The sequence below is a fragment of the Sneathiella sp. HT1-7 genome, assembly GCF_020731145.1.
Taxonomy (GTDB): Bacteria; Pseudomonadota; Alphaproteobacteria; order Sneathiellales; family Sneathiellaceae; genus Sneathiella.
This window is the reverse complement of sequence record NZ_JAJFZN010000002.1, coordinates 230,092-250,550: the sequence shown is the minus strand read 5'-3', so window position 1 is coordinate 250,550 and position 20,459 is coordinate 230,092. Positions and strand designations below refer to the sequence as shown.

20 protein-coding genes are annotated in these 20,459 nt (G+C 50.6%); 12 read left to right on the top strand and 8 right to left on the bottom strand.

The window, feature by feature from the left end; genetic code table 11:
- Positions 1-131: 131 nt before the first annotated feature.
- The 4 genes from LKE13_RS06425 to LKE13_RS06410 all read right to left on the bottom strand — a co-directional run bounded on the left by LKE13_RS06425 (position 132) and on the right by LKE13_RS06410 (position 4,617).
- A complete protein-coding gene (locus LKE13_RS06425; protein ID WP_227949364.1) occupies positions 132-1,349 on the bottom strand; it encodes an MFS transporter in 1,218 nt (405 codons plus the stop codon).
- Positions 1,350-1,423: 74 nt separating this feature from the next.
- Positions 1,424-2,371, bottom strand: a complete 948-nt coding sequence (locus LKE13_RS06420; protein ID WP_227949362.1) for a Gfo/Idh/MocA family oxidoreductase — start codon at positions 2,369-2,371, stop codon at positions 1,424-1,426.
- Complete coding sequence (locus LKE13_RS06415; RefSeq protein ID WP_227949360.1) at positions 2,368-3,282, bottom strand: NAD(P)-dependent oxidoreductase; 915 nt, start codon at positions 3,280-3,282, stop codon at positions 2,368-2,370. The genes LKE13_RS06420 and LKE13_RS06415 overlap by 4 nt, the downstream gene beginning before the upstream one ends.
- A gap of 117 nt (positions 3,283-3,399) precedes the next feature.
- Positions 3,400-4,617, bottom strand: coding sequence for a LysR family transcriptional regulator (locus LKE13_RS06410; protein WP_227949358.1), 1,218 nt, complete (start codon positions 4,615-4,617; stop codon positions 3,400-3,402).
- 155 nt (positions 4,618-4,772) lie between these two features.
- On the opposite strand from LKE13_RS06410, the gene LKE13_RS06405 reads away from it, so the two are divergent.
- From LKE13_RS06405 to LKE13_RS06370, 8 genes are all read left to right on the top strand, one after another.
- On the top strand, positions 4,773-5,510 hold the full coding sequence (locus LKE13_RS06405) for a PIG-L deacetylase family protein (RefSeq protein ID WP_227949356.1): 738 nt from the start codon (positions 4,773-4,775) through the stop codon (positions 5,508-5,510).
- Positions 5,510-6,181, top strand: coding sequence for a 4-carboxy-4-hydroxy-2-oxoadipate aldolase/oxaloacetate decarboxylase (locus tag LKE13_RS06400; RefSeq protein ID WP_227949354.1), 672 nt, complete (start codon positions 5,510-5,512; stop codon positions 6,179-6,181). Before LKE13_RS06405 ends, LKE13_RS06400 begins: the two co-directional genes overlap by 1 nt.
- Entirely contained in the window at positions 6,174-7,229 is a 1,056-nt protein-coding gene (locus tag LKE13_RS06395; RefSeq protein WP_227949352.1) for a 4-oxalomesaconate tautomerase, read from the top strand. The genes LKE13_RS06400 and LKE13_RS06395 overlap by 8 nt, the downstream gene beginning before the upstream one ends.
- A gap of 10 nt (positions 7,230-7,239) precedes the next feature.
- On the top strand, positions 7,240-8,127 hold the full coding sequence (locus tag LKE13_RS06390; protein WP_227949349.1) for an amidohydrolase family protein: 888 nt from the start codon (positions 7,240-7,242) through the stop codon (positions 8,125-8,127).
- 13 nt (positions 8,128-8,140) lie between these two features.
- Positions 8,141-8,506 carry a protocatechuate 4,5-dioxygenase subunit alpha gene (locus LKE13_RS06385; protein WP_227949347.1) on the top strand — a complete coding sequence of 122 codons (366 nt, stop codon included), beginning with the start codon at positions 8,141-8,143 and terminating at the stop codon, positions 8,504-8,506.
- On the top strand, positions 8,499-9,347 hold the full coding sequence (locus LKE13_RS06380; RefSeq protein ID WP_227949345.1) for a class III extradiol dioxygenase family protein: 849 nt from the start codon (positions 8,499-8,501) through the stop codon (positions 9,345-9,347). The genes LKE13_RS06385 and LKE13_RS06380 overlap by 8 nt, the downstream gene beginning before the upstream one ends.
- A gap of 93 nt (positions 9,348-9,440) precedes the next feature.
- Complete coding sequence (gene glpK, locus LKE13_RS06375) at positions 9,441-10,934, top strand: glycerol kinase GlpK (RefSeq protein ID WP_227949343.1); 1,494 nt, start codon at positions 9,441-9,443, stop codon at positions 10,932-10,934.
- 22 nt (positions 10,935-10,956) lie between these two features.
- Positions 10,957-11,556 (top strand): 2-hydroxychromene-2-carboxylate isomerase, encoded by a 600-nt coding sequence (locus tag LKE13_RS06370; RefSeq protein WP_227949341.1) that lies wholly within the window; start codon positions 10,957-10,959, stop codon positions 11,554-11,556.
- On the opposite strand, the gene LKE13_RS06365 is transcribed toward LKE13_RS06370, so the two are convergent.
- The 3 genes from LKE13_RS06365 to LKE13_RS06355 are packed head-to-tail and all read right to left on the bottom strand — an operon-like array spanning position 11,553 to position 13,791.
- Complete coding sequence (locus LKE13_RS06365; protein ID WP_227949339.1) at positions 11,553-12,380, bottom strand: substrate-binding domain-containing protein; 828 nt, start codon at positions 12,378-12,380, stop codon at positions 11,553-11,555. The genes LKE13_RS06370 and LKE13_RS06365 overlap by 4 nt on opposite strands.
- Positions 12,377-13,093, bottom strand: coding sequence for an ATP-binding cassette domain-containing protein (locus LKE13_RS06360; RefSeq protein ID WP_227949336.1), 717 nt, complete (start codon positions 13,091-13,093; stop codon positions 12,377-12,379). Before LKE13_RS06360 ends, LKE13_RS06365 begins: the two co-directional genes overlap by 4 nt.
- Positions 13,087-13,791 (bottom strand): ABC transporter permease, encoded by a 705-nt coding sequence (locus LKE13_RS06355; protein WP_227949334.1) that lies wholly within the window; start codon positions 13,789-13,791, stop codon positions 13,087-13,089. Before LKE13_RS06355 ends, LKE13_RS06360 begins: the two co-directional genes overlap by 7 nt.
- Before the next feature lie 230 nt (positions 13,792-14,021).
- On the opposite strand from LKE13_RS06355, the gene LKE13_RS06350 reads away from it, so the two are divergent.
- Positions 14,022-14,786, top strand: coding sequence for a DeoR/GlpR family DNA-binding transcription regulator (locus LKE13_RS06350; RefSeq protein ID WP_227949332.1), 765 nt, complete (start codon positions 14,022-14,024; stop codon positions 14,784-14,786).
- Between the two features lie 108 nt (positions 14,787-14,894).
- The gene (gene glpD, locus LKE13_RS06345; RefSeq protein ID WP_227949330.1) at positions 14,895-16,400 is read left to right on the top strand and encodes a glycerol-3-phosphate dehydrogenase; all 1,506 of its coding nucleotides are present in this window, start codon (positions 14,895-14,897) and stop codon (positions 16,398-16,400) included.
- Here glpD and LKE13_RS06340 read toward each other — a convergent pair.
- Positions 16,392-17,294 (bottom strand): DMT family transporter, encoded by a 903-nt coding sequence (locus LKE13_RS06340; RefSeq protein ID WP_227949329.1) that lies wholly within the window; start codon positions 17,292-17,294, stop codon positions 16,392-16,394. The two genes, glpD and LKE13_RS06340, sit on opposite strands and share 9 nt — an antisense overlap.
- Before the next feature lie 283 nt (positions 17,295-17,577).
- Between LKE13_RS06340 and LKE13_RS06335 the strand changes: the two genes are divergently transcribed.
- On the top strand, positions 17,578-18,645 hold the full coding sequence (locus LKE13_RS06335; RefSeq protein WP_227949328.1) for a DegT/DnrJ/EryC1/StrS family aminotransferase: 1,068 nt from the start codon (positions 17,578-17,580) through the stop codon (positions 18,643-18,645).
- A gap of 248 nt (positions 18,646-18,893) precedes the next feature.
- A complete protein-coding gene (locus LKE13_RS06330; protein ID WP_227949327.1) occupies positions 18,894-20,441 on the top strand; it encodes an AMP-binding protein in 1,548 nt (515 codons plus the stop codon).
- Positions 20,442-20,459 lie beyond the last annotated feature (18 nt).

Genomic DNA, 20,459 nt, shown 5'->3' with positions numbered 1-20,459 from the left:
CAAACCTACTATGACGGAAGAGAACCCCACATCCCCTAAACGAGGGATAAAGGTGAAAAAGTTAGGAAAATTTTAATTAACTCGGCAGGAAATCTGCGCGCGGCATTAGCAATACGTGGTATGCTAAGGGTCTATTTGATGAAAAACGCTAATTTGGCAAGAAAGGCAGAAATAAAAGTAATTATGACTGAGGCTATGATAATGGCTTCAAGAGATATTGACGCATCAAGAGCCCACCCCATAAACACTGGCCCGAGCGCAGAGCCAAATACCATAACAACTGTCGCCACTGAACGGATGGCACCAAGATGGCGTGTTCCGTATATTTCCGGCCAAAGAGACGACAGCACAGGATTTGTACCGCCGGACCCAATCCCCAGAAAAAACATTACAAGAAGGGCGTAGGTCTGCGTATGCGCATATGCGAACAGAAGAATTCCTAGAGACATCGGAAGTAGAACATATGGGACTAACCGCCTTGCTCGATACATGTCCACGAGAAACCCTGAGATTACCCCGCCAAACAACGACGCAAAAGCGAAAACAATAAAGGAAAAGCTCCAAAACTCGAAACTCCAGCCTTTCATTTCGACTAAATAAACCTGATGGAAAAAAAGGCCGGTGACTATCGCGGCAGGCGCCATTGCGGTCGGAACCAAAAAATAGAATTTCTTATCACGGAGCATTTCCGCCCGAGTCCAGTGTTTTGCATCTTCATCAGCCGCCTGCAGAACCGTTGCACCGGCACCGTCCTGATGGCTGGTATGGCGGATTAGAAACGGCTCCACTGGTAGCAAGGTAAAAGCCGCAAGAATACCCATAGCTGGCCAAACCAATCGCCAGTCAACAAACCCGAGCGCCAATACGATTAGCGGGGGGAACAATGCCTGTCCAAGCGGGAAGCCCAGTCCGGCGACAGCAACCGCGCGGCCACGTTCCGCTTCATACCGGCGCGCCATGGAAGTCAGCGCAATATGCGTCATCATTCCTTGCCCCATAAAGCGAATTGCAATAATGCCAAAGAAAAGCGTGATGGGCCATTGGACAAACCCGAACGCCATAGTCGCCGCAACCATCAGAAGGCTAACTTTCACAACAAAGCTTTTTAGAGGTAGCCGGTCGACAAGCGGCCCCGCCTTCCACAAAATTGCTGCGCAAACAAGCGTAGCCACTGTGTAAATCGTACCAAACTCACCATTGCTAAGGTTAAAGTCAGACCGGATATCTCCACCGATGACCGAAATGACATAGGTCTGGCCCGGGCCGGACCAGAAGGCCAAGAGCATACCGAAGAGGAGGAACCGCCATTCCTGACGAACAAAAGGCAAGGTGCCTTGGAGACGCAACATAAACTTGACCGGCGTTGGCAAAAAGTAACGCCAGTCATTGCGTCACGTCTCGATAATGAAGTCAACCAATCAAACTAACCGTTGAAGCTTTTCTCGATACGATCCAGCGTTTCCATCGCCGAAAGGCATTGCGCCACTGAGCTATTGGGCTCGCGTCCTTCCTTGATTGCCGAGAAGAATTCCCGGTCAATTAATTCAATACCGTTATTTGAAACCGCAACATCCGACAGATCGATCGGATTTTCATAACCATCCACCAGATCATCATATCGCGCGATATAAGTACCCTTATCGCAAATATAGCGAAAGAAGGTGCCCAGCGGCCCGTCGTTGTTAAACGAGAGAGATAAGGTGCAGAGCGCACCGGATGGCGCCTTCATTCCAATACTCATATCAAGGGCAATGCCAAGCTCCGGATGGTGCGGCCCCTCCAACCCATAGACTTGCGCCGCCGCGGCTCCGGTTTGGTACTGGAAAAGATCGACAGTATGGCAGGCATGATGCCAAAGAAGATGATCTGTCCAACTTCTTGGTTTCCCAAGCGCGTTGGTATTAGTCCGGCGGAAAAAGTATGTTTGCACATCAAGTTGCTGCAAAGAGAGTTCGCCCGCATTGATCTTGTTATGAATCCATTGATGGCTAGGGTTAAAACGGCGGACATGCCCGGCCATTGCGATCAGACCAGTTTCCTGTTGAGACGCAACCAACCGATGGGAATCTGCAAGGTTGTCCGCCATGGGGATCTCGACAAGAACGTGTTTTCCGGCTTGCAGGCACTGGATAGCTTGATCCGCATGCATTTGCGTAGGTGTCGATAAAATCACGCAATCCACATCATCCCGCGCGAGGCTCTCGGAGAGATCAAGTGTCCAATGCCCAATGCTGCGTGCTTTTGCCGCCTCTTGTGTACTCTTATCTTCCCGGCCAACGATTGAAGTTACCTCTACACCGTCGATCTTGCTGATGGCATCCAGATGTTTTTGCCCAAAGGCTCCCGCAGCGCCCGCAACACAAACTCTCATTCTTCCGTCTCCATTTTTTCAGTATTCTTATTGAACCGCGCCAGCAATTCATCTGCCCGGCTCTGATAGTTATCTTTACCCACCGTCATACCAAGATTACCAATGCGCGACTGCCAGTTCACGGTCGCTTGCGCCATATCATTGGGAAGACCCAATTCCTCAATGGTGAGGGCGACCTCTTTCATTTCTTCAGATCGGCGCTTACCGTGAGCCGTCATCCGCTCAAAGCTATAAGCGGCGCGATCCTTGAAGTTAAAGCCAGGATAAGTCACATCAAGAGATGCCATAACCTCTTCGTCAACGCCTGCCTGACGGCCTGCCAGAACGCATTCCGCAAAAAGCGCCTCAAGCCCCTTCATCATGATGCTTCTAACCATTTTGACCGAAGACGCCCCGCCGATATTCCCTGCCATAATTTTTACGTCCATCTGGAGCATCTCCAGAACTTTTTTGGCGGCCTGTGTGTGCGGCCCGGAAATCAAAAGCGGTGTTTTATGGAGTTTCGGATAGACCGGCGACATAACGGCCACATCAACATACCGGCCTCCCGCTCCTTCAATACATTTCGCAGAGCGACGTTTCGTTCCCGGCGCACAGGAGTTACAATCCAGAAAGAGACATCCTTTTTCAATATGGGGCGTCACAGCCCGTGCCGCCGCATGTGCCTGATCCGCCGTGACGAGAGAGAATACAACGGACGCCCCTTTTAACGCGTCGGCAAGGCTTTCCACGCCTTCAACCTGATGGTGCACAAAGTCTTCAAGCTTTGCAGAGGCGATACAATTATCTGAATCCTGCGTCTTGATATCAAAGGCACGCAGAAGCAACTCATCACCATCCAGCCATCCCTTAGTAAAGGCCATAGCGGCCTCTCCAAATCCAACGAGGGCGATCCGATTGTCTTTCTGCATTGTGAATGTTCCAATCATTTACTGAGCACTTTGCACTTCCTACCCGTCCGTAACGGTTGCAGGAAATTAAAAAGTCAGCTCCTTCATTCAATTATTGAATAACGGACACTCAAGCTCTTACGTCAACTTGCAGCCGGCCATCCGAAGAGCTTCGACTAGTTCCGCCTGTGTGGTCGTTGGATGCCAATCCAATCTGGTGGTCAGCCCTATGGGCCGCCGGGTATCGCCAATATCAAAGGGAAGCGGCACCAACAATCCTTGTTCCCGTTCGTGTCTGGTCTGATGCGCGGAGAGAATTGTAATCCGATCGCTGTCCATCAGCAGGCCTCTGATTAAAATAAGGGAGCTCGCTTCTATCAGACCCTCGGGCAAAGGTTGCTTTTGCTTTGAAAAGAGTTCCTCAAACCTGTTGCGAGTTGGCGACCCTTCACGCGGCGTAATCCATGGATAGGCGGCAAGTTCCTCAATCGTGATCGTTTTCTTCTTTGTGAGCGGATGATCGGCCCGTACGAACAACGCAAGTTCATCCTCGAACACAGCCTCTTCCACCACGTCATCAATTGGTGCAGGATTTCGCAGCGCGCCAATAAGTATATCTATTTCGCTATACCGCAATCCATGGAGCAAGTCCTCATACCGGCCATCAATAACGCTGATCTGAACACCGGGACGTTTCTCCAGCACCCGGTTTATGGCCGTCGGCAAAATATAGGTCCGGGCGAGCGGCATCGTACCGATTACGATACGCCCACTATCAATTCCCTTATATTCCTCAATTTCCATATAACCTTGCATAAGTTCGGCAAAGGCGAGCTTCGCATATCGCGCACATACTTCCGCCGCAGGCGTCAGTTCAATCCCCTGACCGGTTTTGCGAAACAAGGTCATATCTGAAAGACGCTCAAGATCTCGCGCCGCGCGATAAAGAGAGGGTTGGGAAATCCCGACGCGCTTGGCGGCAAGACTGAAATTACCGGTCTTCGCAATTGCGATCAGGGCCCGCAGTTGAACACCGGAAACAAGCTGATCCAAGTTGTCAAAGCCGCTACCAGCTTTAACCTGGGCAATGCGCCGTGCTTCCTCAATTCCGGTCCGGATAAATTCCTGCGCGCGCGTCGCTCGAGCCAGGAACAGCTTGCCCACTTCGGTAATGAAAACCCCATCGGTACGCCGAGTGAAAAGCTCCACATCAAGCGCCATCTCGATCTTTGCAATCGCCTGAGTGATCGCAGGTTGAGACAGGAATACTTCTTCCGACGCACGGCTGATACTCTGATGTGCGGCCACCACGCAGAAGGCGCGTAAGTGCCGCAGATTTGGAGCCATTTTGTCCATGTCGCTGTAATGTTTCCCTCATGACGCGCCGGGCTATAGGAAAAAATTATACCACGAATGCGAATTTGAAATAGAAAATTCGCACTAACAGGAAGATGGTACGAATAGAATGAATACAAGGATCGCACAAACGGTTCGCAAACGAGGAACGGAGAATGTCAGAAAATAAAACTGCCCTTGTCATCAGTGCTCACGCCGCTGACTTTGTCTGGCGATGCGCAGGTGCTATCGCCCTACATGAGGAAAAGGGATATGACGTGACAATTGCCTGCCTCTCTTTTGGTGAACGCGGGGAAAGCGCGAAACTATGGAAACAGGAAGGCGGCGCCACACTTGAAGAGGTGAAGAAGGCACGTCGGATTGAGGCCGAAAATGCCGCCACGGCGTTAGATGCCCACGACATCGTATTTTTCGATCTTGGGGATTATCCGCTGGAAGTAACGCGCGATGATAAATTCAAGCTTGTCGACCTAATCCGCAAGGTTCAACCGAATTTCATGATGAGCCATTCGCAATATGATCCTTATAATACTGACCACAGCTTTGCGACACGGCTCACCATGGAATGCCGCATGATTGCACAGGCCTGGGGCCATAATCCGGGGGAGAAAGTTCTGGGCGCGCCGCAACTATACCTGTTCGAACCGCACCAAACAGAGCAGATGGGATGGAAGCCAGATGTCTTTCTCGATATCACTTCGGTCTGGGACAAGAAGCGCGCCGCCATCGAATGTATGCAGGGGCAAGAGCATCTCTGGGATTTTTATACAAATGTTGCAGAAAACCGTGGCAACCATTTCCGGCGCAATTCCGGAGGTCAGGCGGGCGGCAGATCCGCACGATACGCCGAAGGATTCCAATCAATCTATCCTCGCACTGTGGACGAACTCTGATGGGTATCGTTGTTCAAAATATTGAGCGTGCTGATGCCGGTGTTATCGCACGTCTTGCGAAATGCGGCGTTGCCACCGTTCATGAAGCACAAGGAAGAAAAGGATTGCTCGCCTCCAATATGCGGCCAATATATTCCGGCGCATCCATTGCCGCTTCCGCTGTGACAATCTCCGCTCCGCCCGCTGACAACTGGATGGTTCATGTCGCAATAGAGCAGGTGAAACAGGGCGATATTTTGGTTCTCGCGCCCACATCCCCATCAGATGCCGGTTATTTTGGCGACCTGCTAGCAACATCAATGCAGGCAAGAGGTGGCGTCGGCCTAATTATCGATGCGGGTGTTCGGGATATTCGCGACCTGACAGCAATGAATTTCCCTGTCTGGTCAAAAGCGATTTGTGCGCAAGGAACCGTGAAAGAAACCTTGGGGTCAGTCAATATCCCCATCGTTTGTGCGGATGAACTGGTCAATCCTGGCGATATAATAGTCGCGGATGATGACGGAGTTTGCGTTGTACGTCGGGAAGAAGCCGCCGAGGTTGCGGACAATGCGGAGGCCCGGATAGCCAACGAAGAAGAGAAGCGCAAGCGACTGGCGGCTGGTGAATTGGGCCTTGATATGTACAAGATGCGCGAACGGCTTGCCGAGAAGGGCCTGAAGTATGTCTAGTGCCCCCTGCATGTGGATGCGCGGCGGCACATCCAAGGGGGGATATTTTCTTGAAAGTGATTTACCCTCTGATGGTACAGCACGGGATACCTTTCTGTTAGGGGTCATGGGCTCCCCCGATCCACGACAAATTGATGGCATGGGCGGCGCAGACCCCCTGACGTCCAAAGTCGCTGTTGTCCGCCCGTCATCGCGTGAAGCTATTGATGTCGATTATCTTTTTTTGCAAGTTGTCGTCGATCAGCCGATTGTTACGGACGCTCAGAATTGCGGCAATATCCTCGCCGGGGTCGGTCCTTTCGCGATTGAGCGAGGCCTTGTGCCGGTTGCAGGTGAAGAAACAGATGTAACCATCTACATGGAAAATACAGGCCAGACGGCCATTGCCCGCGTCCCTACACCAAATGGCGCTGTTTCTTATGCAGGAGGCGCGACGATTGACGGCGTTCCGGGCAGCGCCGCACCGATCCCGATTACTTTTACGGAGACGGCTGGCTCCACCTGCGGCGCGTTGTTGCCGACCGGAAATACCTGCGACATGGTCGATGGCGTCGAGGTGACGATGATTGATAACGGCATGCCCTCGGTGATAATGCGTGCCTCTGATATGGGAATTACCGGCCGTGAATCGCGTGAGGAGCTAGAGGCGAACAAACCTCTTAAAGAGCGGCTGGAGGCCATTCGCCTGCAAGCGGGACCGATAATGAATTTGGGCGATGTTACGAATAAGACGGTTCCGAAAATGTGTATGGTCAGTATACCGTTTTCTGGAGGCGCGATTTCTACCCGCACCTTTATTCCGCATCGCTGCCATGCCTCCATCGGGGTGCTGGGCGCGGTGACAGTGGCGACAGCCGCAGCGCTTGAAGGCTCCCCCGCCGCCGAACTTGCGATCATACCAGAAGGGAAGCGCAAAGAACTAAAGATCGAACATCCCATTGGCGAGACAACTGTGGTTCTGGAGATGGATGAAAAGGGTGCTGTTGAACGCGCCGGCATTCTGCGCACTGCGCGAAAGCTATTTGATGGTATGATTTTTGTCCAATAAGGAAGAGATAATGGACCCCGACTACCTTCCCTTTCATCCCAACCCGTCAAAGCCTAAATTCAAGGCACCAAATGGCGCGGTCGACGCCCATTGCCATGTATTTGGCCCCGCCGACAGCTTTCCCTACGCACCGGAGCGGAAATATACACCCTGTGATGCCCCTAAAGAAAAACTGTTTGAACTTCGCGACTATCTTGGCTTTTCACGCAATGTAATTGTCCAAGCGTCTTGTCACGGCAGAAATAACGATGCCCTTGTTGATGCGCTGAAATCATCAAACGGGCTTGCGCGTGGTGTCGCTGTGATTAAACCGGATGTGACCGATGCAGAGCTTAAGGAAATGGATGACGCGGGCGTCCGCGCTGTCCGCTTCAATTTTGTAAAGCGGCTGGTTGATGCCACACCGAAAGACGTTTTTCTCAAGATTGCAAATCGTATCGCCAAGCTTGGCTGGCATATCGTAGTCTATTTCGAAGCACCGGACCTTGAAGAACTGATCCCCTTCCTGAAACAGCTTCCCACCACTGTCGTTGTTGATCACATGGGACGACCGGACGTGACCAAGGGAGTCGACCACCCTGATTTTCAATGCTTCGTAAATTTGCTCAAGGAAAATGAAAATTTCTGGACCAAAGTAAGCTGCCCAGAGCGGTTGACAGTCGCCGGCCCACCCTATGATGATGTCACTCCATTCGGAAAATATCTTGTGGAGCGATTTCCGGATCGTGTCCTTTGGGGAACGGACTGGCCGCACCCGAACATGAAGTCCCATGTTCCCGATGAAGGTGTTCTCGTCGACGTTATCCCCCGCATCGCGGTAACCACAGAGGCACAACAAAAACTACTTGTCGATAATCCAATGCGGCTCTATTGGCCAAACGAAACGAACCCATCTTGAAGAGAGAAATTGAATGAAAAGCTTGGCAGGCAAAGAGCCCATTCCCGGCACCACAATTTTTGAAGGTCGCATGGCGATGAAGGGGTATGAGCTCAATAAAATGTGCTTTTCCTTCAACAAAGCGGAAAACCGGGAAGCTTTCATGGCGAACGAAGATGCTTACTGCGCGAGGTACGGACTCACCGAAGCACAACGCACCGCCGTCAAAAGTCGCGACGTACTGGCCTTACTGAGCCTTGGCGGGAATATCTATTATCTCGCAAAATTGACCGGTATGTTCGGCCTCAATATGCAGGATATCGGCGCGCAACAGGCGGGCATCAGCCTGGAAGAATTCAAAGCGAGGCTACTCGCCGCAGGGGAGACGAAAAATGGCTAGACTAATCGGGGGTGTCGGTAGTTCTCATGTCCCGGCAATTGGCAATGCACTGGAGCAAGGCCTGCAATCTGATCCCTATTGGAAGCCATTTTTCGATGGGTACAAGCCCGTCTGGAACTGGATGGAGGATAAAAAGCCCGACGTAGCAATCCTCGTTTACAATGACCATGGCCTGAACTTCTTTCTTGATACCATGCCAACGTTCGCCATTGGAGCAGCGTCAGAATACCAAAATGCGGATGAGGGGTGGGGCCTGAAACCACTCGATCCATTTCAAGGGGATCCTGAATTTTCATGGCATTTAATCGACAGTCTTGTGCATGACGAGTTCGATATCACCATGTGTCAGGAAATGCTAGTGGATCACGGCTTCACCGTGCCCATGTCTCTGATGTGGCCCAACCAAAAAGCTCGTGATCAAGTTAAGGTCATCCCGCTTTGTGTGAATGTCGTGCAATACCCCTTCCCCACAGCGCGGCGCTGCCTCAAGCTTGGCGAAGCAATTGGTAAGGCGGTAGCCTCATTCGATAAAGACCTGGATGTTGTAATCCTTGGAACAGGTGGCCTTTCCCATCAACTTGATGGGGAGCGAGCTGGCCATACCAACCGGGCATTCGATACAGAATTTCTTGAAAAACTGAAAAGTGAGCCGGAATGGCTGCTCAAATATTCAAACTATGAACTGGCGGAAATTGTCGGACCGCAGGGCGTGGAAATGATCATGTGGCTGATCATGCGCGGGGCACTCGGGAACGATATCCAGGAACTATCGCGCAACTATCATATCCCGATATCCAACACCGCGGCCGGTGTCATACTGTTTGAAAATGATGCCATCTGAAGGCTCCGGTTAAAACAGGCTGGCGTATCCCGTTCTCTCATGCCAATATTCCGCGGCAGGGAACAAGAAACTATCTGACGAACGGGCAACGAAATGACAGGGTATATCCTCGCCATTGATCAAGGCACGACATCAAGCCGGGCTATTCTCTTCGATAAAAATTACCAACCTGTTACCGTTGGTCAGCAGGAATTCACTCAATACTTCCCGACCTCGGGCTGGGTTGAGCACGATCCTGAAGAAATCTGGACTACAACCGTCGCAACGGCAAAGGAAGCTTTGGCGAAAGCGGGTACAACGATCAGCGACGTCGCCGGTATCGGCATCACCAATCAGCGGGAAACAACTGTTATCTGGGACAGGGAGACCGGCAAGCCCATCCACAACGCTATTGTCTGGCAGGATCGGCGGACGGCCGATTTGTGCAGCAAACTTAAGCAAGCTGGTCTGGAGCAGACGTTCTCTGGAAAAACCGGATTGCTGCTCGATCCCTATTTTTCCGGCACTAAAATTGCGTGGCTTCTTGATAATATTGAGGGTGCACGCGCCTCAGCGGAGAAGGGCAAACTTGCCTTCGGGACCATTGACAGTTTCCTGCTCTGGCGACTGACAGATGGCAAGATTCATGCAACCGACGCAACAAACGCCAGCCGAACACTGATTTACGATATCCACCGCGGGGAATGGTCCGATGACCTTCTGGATATCCTGAGAATTCCTAAATCACTGCTGCCTGAAGTACGCGATTGCGCCGCTGATTACGGCGCGTTGGATCCAGGTATTCTAGGCGGCTCCACCAAAATTGCTGCGATCGCCGGGGACCAGCAGGCAGCAACCGTCGGACAAGCCTGTTTCCAGCCTGGAATGATGAAATCCACCTATGGAACTGGCTGCTTTGCTCTTCTGAACACGGGACACGATCCGGTCAAATCCCAGAACAAACTTCTCACAACAATTGCTTATCAGTTGAATGGCAAACCAACCTATGCTTTGGAAGGCTCTATTTTCGTTGCTGGCGCGGCCGTCCAATGGCTTCGCGATGGCCTTGGCATAATTGAACATGCGGCGCAGTCGGGCGAGCTTGCGGAACTGGCAGACCAGGGTCAGAATGTCATCATGGTTCCCGCCTTCGTTGGGATTGGCGCCCCTTATTGGGATACAGATTGCCGGGGGGCTATCTTCGGCCTAACCCGCGCCACCGGACCAAAAGAACTTGCGCGCGCCGCGTTGGAGAGTGTTTGCTTTCAAACGCGCGACCTCCTCACCGCCATGCAAGCCGATTTCACAGACGGTCATGAAACAGTTTTGCGTGTTGATGGCGGAATGGTTGCCTCCGAATGGACGATGCAACGGCTTGCCGATATTCTGGGCGCGCCTGTCGATCGCCCCGCTTCAGCGGAAACCACGGCGCTTGGCGCTGCCTATCTCGCGGGCCTGCAGACAGGATTTTACCCCAGTATTGACGAATTCTCTGAAAGCTGGCACCGCGACAAACGTTTTTCCCCGGCCATCACTGCGACGGAACGGGACACAGCTTATGCCAACTGGCAAGATGCCGTTCGGCGTACTTTAACAAGTTACCCGTAGAACGAAGAAAGATTAAAACATCATGGCGACAATTGAATATTTTTACGCTGGCTATTCCGCTTACGCCTACCTAGGACATGCCGAATTATTGCGGATTGCAAAAGCCGCGAGACGAGAGATTGATCACCGTCCGTTCGATTTACGCAAACTGATAGAGGCGACCGGAACAACCGCATTCGGGAATCGGTCACAGGCGCACAAAGACTATTTCTTCGGGCGAGAGATTGCCCGCTGGGCGGAGTACAGGAATATCCCTGTCCTAGATCACACTCCGACCTATCACCATCATGATATCACTCTGTCTAATTGCATGCTCATCGCCGGATTGCTCCAGGGATTCAACATTGACAGGCTTTCTCATGAAATGCTGCGTGCGCATTGGGCCGAAGACTTCGATCTGGATAAAGCCGACGACCTAAGAACAATCGGAGAGCGGGCCAGCGTTGATCCTGAACCTCTCCTGACTGCAGCCGCATCGGAAGAAGTGCGAAAAATTTATGCCCAAAATACCGAGGAAGCCATCAAGCTTTCCCTGTTTGGCTCCCCCACTTATTTTATCGATGGCGATATGTTTTACGGGCAGGACCATCTTGAAGTGATGGCCCATATTCTTGGGGTCTAGCTGTCGCTATCCAGCACACCAGCGTTGGGCGTAAAGAGCTTTTCTCCTGCGATTTCATAGTCACCAATTATTTTTTGTGCTTTTGGGCTGACCAACCATTTTTCCAGCTTTGCCGACAGGTCCTTTTTGACGTGCGAGTGTTTCGCCGGATTGACAGGCAGGTATGCATATTGATTAAAAAGGATAGGGTCGCCCGAAAAGAGCAGACCGAGGTCTCCCTTGTTCTTGAAGTTGAGCCAGCTTGCCCGGTCCGCGAAAACATAACCATTCATACCACTTGCCGTATTAAGCGTAGCGCCCATGCCCGATCCGCTCGCCCGGTACCAGTTCCCTTCGAATTTTTCAGGATCCAATCCGGCTAACGTCCAGAGTGCTAATTCCTTGCGATGAGTGCCACTATCATCACCGCGACTGACAAAAATCGCTTTCGTTTCTGCAATCGCCTTAAGTGCATCTGCCGCTGTTTTGGCATTTGCGATGCCAGCCTCATCCGGTTTCGGGCCAATCAGCACGAAATCATTATACATGATCTCCCGTCGATGAGTGCCATATCCCTCTTCCACGAATTTTTCCTCTGCTTTGCGCGAGTGAACAAGAATTGCATCCACATCCCCTGCGCGCCCGAGCTTAAGTGCCTGCCCGGTCCCGACAACGAGAAGATAGACATCAATTCCGGTATCTTCCTTGATCCGTGGGATCAGGATGTCGGATAGACCGGAGTTATGGAAAGATGTTGTCACCGCCATTTTCATATCATCGGCAAGGGCATTTACATTCATCAGCAGCAACAGGGTGAAGGCCGCGAGAATTGACCGGGATTTCATAGCAAAATATCTCCTCTTATAAATTTTTGTGCTTCTTCCGTTTGTGGATCTCCGAAGAAGTCATCCGTCGCCGCTCGCTCATGTATTTTTCCCCGATACATGAACAGAATTTCATCAGCGAGACGCTTCGCCTGACCAAAATCATGTGTAGCCATGATGATGCGCGTTCCCGCCTCTCTTGCAGAGAGGATCAGCCTTTCGACGTCCAAAGTCGACGCACCGTCGAGGTTGGCCGTAGGCTCATCAAGAAACAACACTTCCGGTTTCGTGATGAGCGCCCGCGCCATCGCCAGCTTCTGTTTCTCTCCGCCGGAAAGCACATGGGCATCGTAATGCCCAACATCACTTAGGCCAATTCTATCAATCCATTTTGTCGCCTCTGCGCGCGCGGCTCTCTTGGCGACGCCGCGGACAAAGAGCGGATAGGCTATATTCTCAATACCGGAGCGACGAAGAACGACCGGGGACTGAAAAACAAACGATTGGCGATTGTAAATCTCGCTCTTTTTGGCTGCCCATTTGACGGTACCGCTGTTTGGCCGCTCCAGCCCGTGCAATAACCGGAGAAATGTCGTTTTTCCGGCGCCATTGGGCCCGATCAGAATACTACAACCTGTCGCACCGAATGAGAGGTCAAGTGGACCAACGATGTTTTTCGTGCCCTTGCGCACGATTGCACCCTTAAGATCAACGGGCAGTATCGTATCTACCATGTTCCCTCCCGCTCCGTTCGTGAAAGGATATGGATCGCGAGATTAATCAGGATCGCCATAGAAATCAGGACTATACCCAGACCAAGAGCCAGCGGAAAATCACCCTTCCCCACCTCCAGCGCGATTGCCGTTGTCAGAACACGAGTAAGATGGTCAATATTCCCACCGACAATCATGATTGCTCCTATCTCCCCGATACCCCGGCCGAACCCGGTAAGGGTCGCGGTCAGAAGGCTGCGCCGACCATCCCAAAGCAATATCTTCATACGCTGCCATTTCGTTGTTTTGATGGATATCAGCAGGTCGTGATAGAGGAACCAGAGATCGCGCATCGACTGTTGAGAAATAGAGGCAATGATTGGTGTTATAATAATCACCTGCGCAATAATCATTGCTGTCGGTGTAAACAGAAGATCAAGCACACCGAACGGACCCGACCGCGACAGCAGAATGTAAACGAATAGCCCGACTACAACAGGTGGAAGTCCCATTAAAGCGTTCAACAAGACAATCGCAAACCGCCGATATCGAAATCGTGTGACCGAGAGCCAGGCGCCAAAAGGTAAACCGATGGCAGCGGAGATCAACACCGCCGATATGGTTACCTGCAACGACCGCAAGGATATCTCAACTAGATCGTGATCTAGATGAATGATCAACCCGAATGCCGACTGCAACCCCGCCAGAAGATCATTCATATCGCTTTAGTTCAATCCGATCTGGAAATTTTATTATCACCTTATAATTCTCCCCAACGTCCGATCATTGACTCGTTCATATACGACATCTTGAAGGATGAATACGCCACTCGCCAAAGCTGAGCAACAGTCCTGCGACGCACAAACCAATTCCATACTTTTCCAGGATTATTTCTTTCCTATTCGCGCGCCAATGTCAGTATACTCAACCGAAAACAGGAGGATAATCAATGCATTTGACCGCCCGTCAGACCGAAATCGTCGAGCTTGCGAAAACACAGGGTCGTGTGCAGGTCGATGAGCTGGCGGCGCATTTCGATATTACTCCTCAGACAATCCGAATGGACCTGAACAGCCTTTGTTCCAATAAGGTCTTGATCCGATTTCACGGCGGCGCATTTTTTCCAGAGGCACGTGAGAATGTCGAGTATGAAGCAAGACGACAAATTGCGTCAGAAGAAAAGGCCACCATCGGCGAGGAAACGGCCAAGCTTATCCCTGATCATTCCTCCCTTTTTATGAATATTGGCACCACGACCGAGGCCGTTGGGCAAGCCCTAATCAATCATCAAGGATTAATGGTTGTGACAAATAATATCAATGTCGCAAATAAGTTGCGGCTTTATCCCTCATTTGAGGTCGCCATAGCCGGCGGCGTTGTCCGTCCATCCGATGGTGGTATTGTTGGTGAAGCTGCCATTGATTTCATCAATCAGTTCAGGGTTGACTATGCTGTCATTGGTGCCTCGGCTATTGATCCGGATGGCTCCCTTCTGGACTTTGATTTCCGCGAAGTTAAAGTCGCGCAGGCAATTATCTCCAAAGCCCGGCATGTCATTCTTGTTGCGGATTCCACCAAGTTTGAACGCCGGGCGCCGGTGGTGATCGCGCAAATGGCGCAGGTCGATACCCTAGTAACCGATCACATTAGCAAACCTTCTATCCGACGCATATGCGCCGAGGGAGATGTCCGGATCATAGAGACATCGTCCTAGCTCCGATATAACGAAAATATATCTAGGATAATATTTTCCTTTTGTTTTCATTTTTGCGATATAAATCTTCGTTATTCACAGCAATTCAATTTCGGAAAACTAGGAATTATGACGGCAGATTTTGATATTTTTGTAATCGGGGGCGGAATAAACGGGTGCGGTGTGGCGCGCGATGCCGCTGGCCGCGGATATTCCGTTGCTCTCTGTGAAATGAATGATCTTGCCAGTGGCACCTCTTCGGGTTCGACTAAACTCATCCATGGTGGCCTTCGCTATCTTGAGCATTATGAATTCCGACTTGTGCGAAAAGCCCTTCAGGAAAGGGAAATTCTCTGGGCCAATGCACCACATATAATCTGGCCTTTGCGGTTCGTGCTCCCGCATCACAAGGGATTGAGACCTGCGTGGCTTCTAAGGCTTGGATTATTTCTTTATGATCACCTCGGGGGCCGAAAGAAGCTCCCCGCATCTAAATCTCTCAATCTACATGACGACGTTCTAGGTAGACCATTAAAAAAGGAATTCACAGCCGGCTTCGAATATTCGGATTGCTGGGTAAATGACTCACGTTTGGTTGTCCTTAATGCGATGGATGCCGCGGCGCGCGGGGCGCTTATTGAAACGCGCACGAAATGTATTGCCGCTGAACAAAAAGCCGGGCTTTGGCACATCACCACACAGGACACAGTCAGCAAAGAAACCGTGACCAGAACGGCGCGAATGATCGTGAATGCAGTTGGACCTTGGGTCGATAAGATTATTCAGGTGGCGTCAAACTCATCTACGTCCCCGACCGTTCGCCTCGTTCAGGGAAGCCATATTGTTGTGCCAAAGCTTTATGAGCATGACAGATGCTACATCTTCCAAAATGCGGATGAACGGATCATCTTCGCCATTCCCTATGAGCAGAACTACACCTTGATCGGGACTACGGATCAGGATTACAGCGGCGATCCGGAGAACGTCGCGATTAGTGATACTGAGATTTCCTATCTTTGTAACGCCGCGAGCGAGTATTTTGACACGCCCGTGCGAGAAGGAGACGTTATCTGGACTTACTCCGCCGTTCGACCGCTTTTTGATGACGGCGCAACCAAGGCACAGGAAGCCACCCGCGACTATGTTTTAAAATGGCAATCCGATGAAGACACCCCGCCATTTCTGAATATTTTCGGTGGCAAGATCACCACCTACCGCCGCCTTGCAGAAGCTGTCCTGGAAATGGTAGAGCAAAAACTCGGCAGCAAAGCGCGCGCATGGACAATCAGTGCCGCACTTCCGGGCGGTGATTTCCCGATGGAAGGCTTCACAGATTTGCTCAAAAAAGTTCGCGACACATACCCGTTTCTGGATCTCCAGCAGTCTGAACGTATGCTACGCGCATACGGCACGCGCCTGTTTGAGCTGATGGGTGATTCCGCAAGTAAATCCGATCTTGGCATCGAATTCGGCAACGGATTGTTCGAGAGAGAAGTCCAATACCTTATGGATCATGAATGGGCGCAAACAGCCGATGATATCCTCTGGCGGAGGAGCAAAATCGGAATCGGGATGCGCGAGGAACAAACCTCTGCCCTAAACAATTGGATGTCGTTAAAAGAAACGTCAGTCTGAGCGCGTCAGCTTCACGCCTATCAACACAATAGCAGCACCAAATATCTGAATGGGAGTGATCACCTCATCGAGCAGTATGACCGAGCTCAGGATGGCAACAACAGGGATTAAGAAACTATAGACCATACCTTTGGTAACGCCCAGACGAGCAATGCCTGCGCAATACCAGACGAAGGCGAGAGCGGCCCCGAAGATCGCAGTAGATGCCCAGCTCAACCAGCCAAGTGTCGGAATAGTCGCCCAATTTTGCTCGATAAGGCTTGGAATACCGATCAGGGTTAATGTTATCGAGCCGAATAATGTCGCCCAAGCGGTTACGAGAAGAGGACCGCGCCGCGCAACTAATGGCCCAGAAACATAAGTATAAAGCGCCCACATCATCGACGCCCCCACGATCAGCAAATCCCCGACGATCGAACCGGCATTGAATGTAATTTCCGTCAAGCTATTGTTAATAACGACGGCAACACCCAAGAAAGAAACAAGAATACCGACCCACGCCTTGGCACCCGGACGGTTTCCCATTATGGCGGATATCAGGGCCCCAAAAATGGGAGAGGTTGTTATCAGGACCGAAGCTTTCGATGCGGACGTCAAGCTAAGGCCATAGGCCCACCCGCCCTGAAACAGGGTAACACTCAACAGGCCAATAATGACCAACATTCCTGCCTCTCTGACGGATATTCCAATGCCCGTATTTTTGACTAGAAGAATACCAAAAAGAAGAATGCTTGCCGCCAAATACCGCGTCGCAGAGAAGGTAACCGGATCCATAAAATCCAGCGCGTACTTCGCAATTGGAAAGTTAATACCCCATGCAAGGACGGCACCAATTAAGAAAAGATCCCCACCCGACATCCGTCCACTCTTCTGACCAACGGAAATTTGTCTCATGGCGGTTTCTCCGTCCTATCGTTTTTTTTTGCAATGCTGCTATATTGAAGGGGCCCGTAATAGATAGATAGTCTAAAATATTAATTGCGCAGGTTTCAGGTTTCGAAGAATTTGTTCTTAGCACGGATTATCAATCACGCGAAATGGCGCATATAGCGTGAAAAAAAGCGTTTTTCATGACTGCTTACTCTGGCAAGTAAACAGAAAATTTAGCATTTATGGTTTATGATAAGCTTAAGTAGAAAAATTCAACAGTTTATACTCTGAGTACAAGGCCGTGAAATTGTCAGATCACAACATCAAAATGCCATTTGTCGAGAACAAACGGCCGGACATGGTTTATGTTGCAAAGCTCTTTGAGCAGTGCGTGGAAACCAATATGTGGGCAAATCGTGGCCCGCTTTATCACTTGCTTGCAGAGAAGTACGAAAAGCATTTCAACCTATCCGCCGAACGTGCTGTTACACCCTGTGCAAATGGCGGCATCGGCCTAGAGGCTCTGGCAAGATTTCTTGAGATAAAATTCGATAGCCCAATCCGCTGGGTTGGCAGCTCCTTCAGTTTCAACAATCTCGGGCGCGGATATTTCAACGATATGCATTTCGTCGATTGCACTGAGCAGGGTATCCTGAGCTTGACGGCGCTCGAAGAATTCGGGCTTGGCAATTTTGATGGCTTCGTTGTAACTAACCCGTTTGGACCTTGGTATGATTTCGAGCCTTTTATCGAATTTGCCAAAAAACATAATAAATTCATGTTGATAGACAATGCGGCTGGCCTCAATGAAAAGTTGCCGGATTGGCCCTATCAAAGCTTCAGCCTGCATCACACGAAACCGTATGGTGCCGGAGAGGGCGGGCTCATTCTGTCGCCAAGAGAAGAAATGGAGTCAATTTACAATCTTTTGAACTATGGTCCCGTAAAGGCCGCGGAAAAGAAACATTGGATCAATAACGGTAAAGTTTCCGATATCGCCTGCGCCTTCCAAATTGACCGGCTTGACCGCGTCGAAGAATGGAAACCTCTCTATCTGGAACAAGCGGCGAGAGTGACAAAAATCGCGTCGAAAGTCGGATTACGACCACTTTACCCGTTCAACGGCAGCACACCGGCAACCAGTCTTCCATTTTGTGCGGATACCCCCATCCGGCAGGATGACATTGATGATGCTGAACATCTGGTGCTCACAAAATATTATCTACCTCTTGCCGAGACTTCAAACTGCGTGGATATCTATCACCGTCTTGTTAACATCCCTTGTCATCCGGATGTGGCGTATCTGAAAGAAGAAAAATTGCTGGAAGATTTCACGCGACTATCAAAAATACACAATGCGCGCGCAGAAAGCTAGCTATCTACATAACGATCATCGCTCAATTGTAACGTCCCTTCCTAACCAGAGATAAGATCTCAGTCTCGCGAAATGAAAGAGCGCCCTTTGTAGTTCGCCATTATGCCCTGCGCTCCGTCCTAGATAACAATCAGATTACAACGCTTGCGCTTGGCCATATAAATGTTGCGATTAGAGTTTGCGCGACCTATCCTTTTTCCAAAACATCATTCTAATTAAGAAATAACAAAAAAAGGGAGGAGCGCAGTATGTATCCAGGGAAATTTGCGACTGAAAACCCCAATAGGCCAGCCTTTATCATGGCCTCTTCCGGGGAAACTGTTTCTTATCGCGAGTATGAGGAAAGGGCGAATAAACTCGCTCATTTTCTTCAAAGTAAGGGGCTCTCACAAGAGGATCACTATGCAATCTTCATGGAGAATAATGCCTGGTATTTTGAAAGCTGCGGATCCGGGGAACGCGCTGGCCTTTATTACACTTGCATCAACTCCTACCTGACTGCCGAAGAGCTTGCGTATATTGTCAACAACAGTGAAGCGAAGATTCTCATTACATCGGATGCAAAACGGGAAGTTGCGCGCGAAGCTTTAAAATCATGCCCAAATGTAATCTTAGGGATTGTCGTCGATGGCGAAACCGATGATCAATTCGTAAATCTTCAGGAGGCAACCAGAGACTGCCCGTCGACGCCACTTGAGAATGAGCGGCTTGGCTTATCCATGCTCTATTCGTCCGGCACAACAGGGCAACCAAAAGGCATTCTCCGCCCTATGCCAGACAGTCACCCTCTTGACCAGATTCCTCTTTATCTCTTTCTCCAGAAGCTCTGGCAATATCGCGAAGATATGGTGTATTTGTCGCCAGCGCCGCTCTATCACTCTGCCCCGCAGGCTGCCTGCAATTTCGCGATCCGTTTCGGCGGAACCGTTATCATCATGGAAAAATTTGATCCGGAGCAGTATCTCCAGTTGGTCGAGAAGTATAATGTCACGCACACTCAGCTCGTCCCCACCATGTTTTCCCGGATGCTTAAACTCCCTGAGGAGAGACGCAAGAGCGCTGACCTCTCATCTCTGGAAATTGCAATTCATGCCGCGGCCCCCTGCCCGGTTCAGGTAAAGCAGGACATGATCAAATGGTGGGGCCCAATTATTCATGAATATTATGGTGCGACAGAAGGGCTTGGTTTTACCGCAAGCAATAGTGAAGAATGGCTTGCCCATCCAGGCTCGGTCGGAAAGGTGCTTCTTGGTGATCTTCATATTCTGGACGAGGAAATGAAGCCTTGCCCGATTGAAACACCCGGCACGGTCTGGTTCAAAACGGCAACTCAATTTGAGTATTTCAACGACCCGAACCGCACGAAAGAGGCGATGTCACCGGATGGTACGATGAGTACTGTTGGCGACATGGGGTACATTGATGGGGACGGATTTCTTTATCTCACTGACCGGGCGACTTTCATGATCGTCTCCGGCGGTGTGAATATCTACCCACAGGAATGCGAAAACTTACTTATTACCCATCCGAAAGTAGAGGACGCGGCAGTTTTTGGTGTTCCTAATGAAGATTTCGGAGAAGAGGTGAAAGCCGTCATTCAACCTATGCCCGGCATTCATCCGGGCGAAGAATTGGCAGAGGAGCTTAACGCCTTTTGCCATGAGCACCTTTCGGCGCAGAAGTGCCCGCGCTCCTTTGACTTTGAAGAGCAGCTTCCGCGGCTTCCTACCGGAAAACTATACAAACGCTTGCTCAGGGATCGCTACTGGGGCGACAAAAAGAGCCGTATCGTATAGAAATGAGCCTTCTTAGAT

Coding starts and splice junctions, on each gene's coding strand:
- LKE13_RS06425 (WP_227949364.1), bottom strand. CDS start 1,349: ATGTTGCGTCTCCAAGGCACCTTGCCTTTTGTTCGTCAGGAATGGCGG.
- LKE13_RS06420 (WP_227949362.1), bottom strand. CDS start 2,371: ATGAGAGTTTGTGTTGCGGGCGCTGCGGGAGCCTTTGGGCAAAAACAT.
- LKE13_RS06415 (WP_227949360.1), bottom strand. CDS start 3,282: ATGCAGAAAGACAATCGGATCGCCCTCGTTGGATTTGGAGAGGCCGCT.
- LKE13_RS06410 (WP_227949358.1), bottom strand. CDS start 4,617: ATGGACAAAATGGCTCCAAATCTGCGGCACTTACGCGCCTTCTGCGTG.
- LKE13_RS06405 (WP_227949356.1), top strand. CDS start 4,773: ATGTCAGAAAATAAAACTGCCCTTGTCATCAGTGCTCACGCCGCTGAC.
- LKE13_RS06400 (WP_227949354.1), top strand. CDS start 5,510: ATGGGTATCGTTGTTCAAAATATTGAGCGTGCTGATGCCGGTGTTATC.
- LKE13_RS06395 (WP_227949352.1), top strand. CDS start 6,174: ATGTCTAGTGCCCCCTGCATGTGGATGCGCGGCGGCACATCCAAGGGG.
- LKE13_RS06390 (WP_227949349.1), top strand. CDS start 7,240: ATGGACCCCGACTACCTTCCCTTTCATCCCAACCCGTCAAAGCCTAAA.
- LKE13_RS06385 (WP_227949347.1), top strand. CDS start 8,141: ATGAAAAGCTTGGCAGGCAAAGAGCCCATTCCCGGCACCACAATTTTT.
- LKE13_RS06380 (WP_227949345.1), top strand. CDS start 8,499: ATGGCTAGACTAATCGGGGGTGTCGGTAGTTCTCATGTCCCGGCAATT.
- glpK (WP_227949343.1), top strand. CDS start 9,441: ATGACAGGGTATATCCTCGCCATTGATCAAGGCACGACATCAAGCCGG.
- LKE13_RS06370 (WP_227949341.1), top strand. CDS start 10,957: ATGGCGACAATTGAATATTTTTACGCTGGCTATTCCGCTTACGCCTAC.
- LKE13_RS06365 (WP_227949339.1), bottom strand. CDS start 12,380: ATGAAATCCCGGTCAATTCTCGCGGCCTTCACCCTGTTGCTGCTGATG.
- LKE13_RS06360 (WP_227949336.1), bottom strand. CDS start 13,093: ATGGTAGATACGATACTGCCCGTTGATCTTAAGGGTGCAATCGTGCGC.
- LKE13_RS06355 (WP_227949334.1), bottom strand. CDS start 13,791: ATGAATGATCTTCTGGCGGGGTTGCAGTCGGCATTCGGGTTGATCATT.
- LKE13_RS06350 (WP_227949332.1), top strand. CDS start 14,022: ATGCATTTGACCGCCCGTCAGACCGAAATCGTCGAGCTTGCGAAAACA.
- glpD (WP_227949330.1), top strand. CDS start 14,895: ATGACGGCAGATTTTGATATTTTTGTAATCGGGGGCGGAATAAACGGG.
- LKE13_RS06340 (WP_227949329.1), bottom strand. CDS start 17,294: ATGAGACAAATTTCCGTTGGTCAGAAGAGTGGACGGATGTCGGGTGGG.
- LKE13_RS06330 (WP_227949327.1), top strand. CDS start 18,894: ATGTATCCAGGGAAATTTGCGACTGAAAACCCCAATAGGCCAGCCTTT.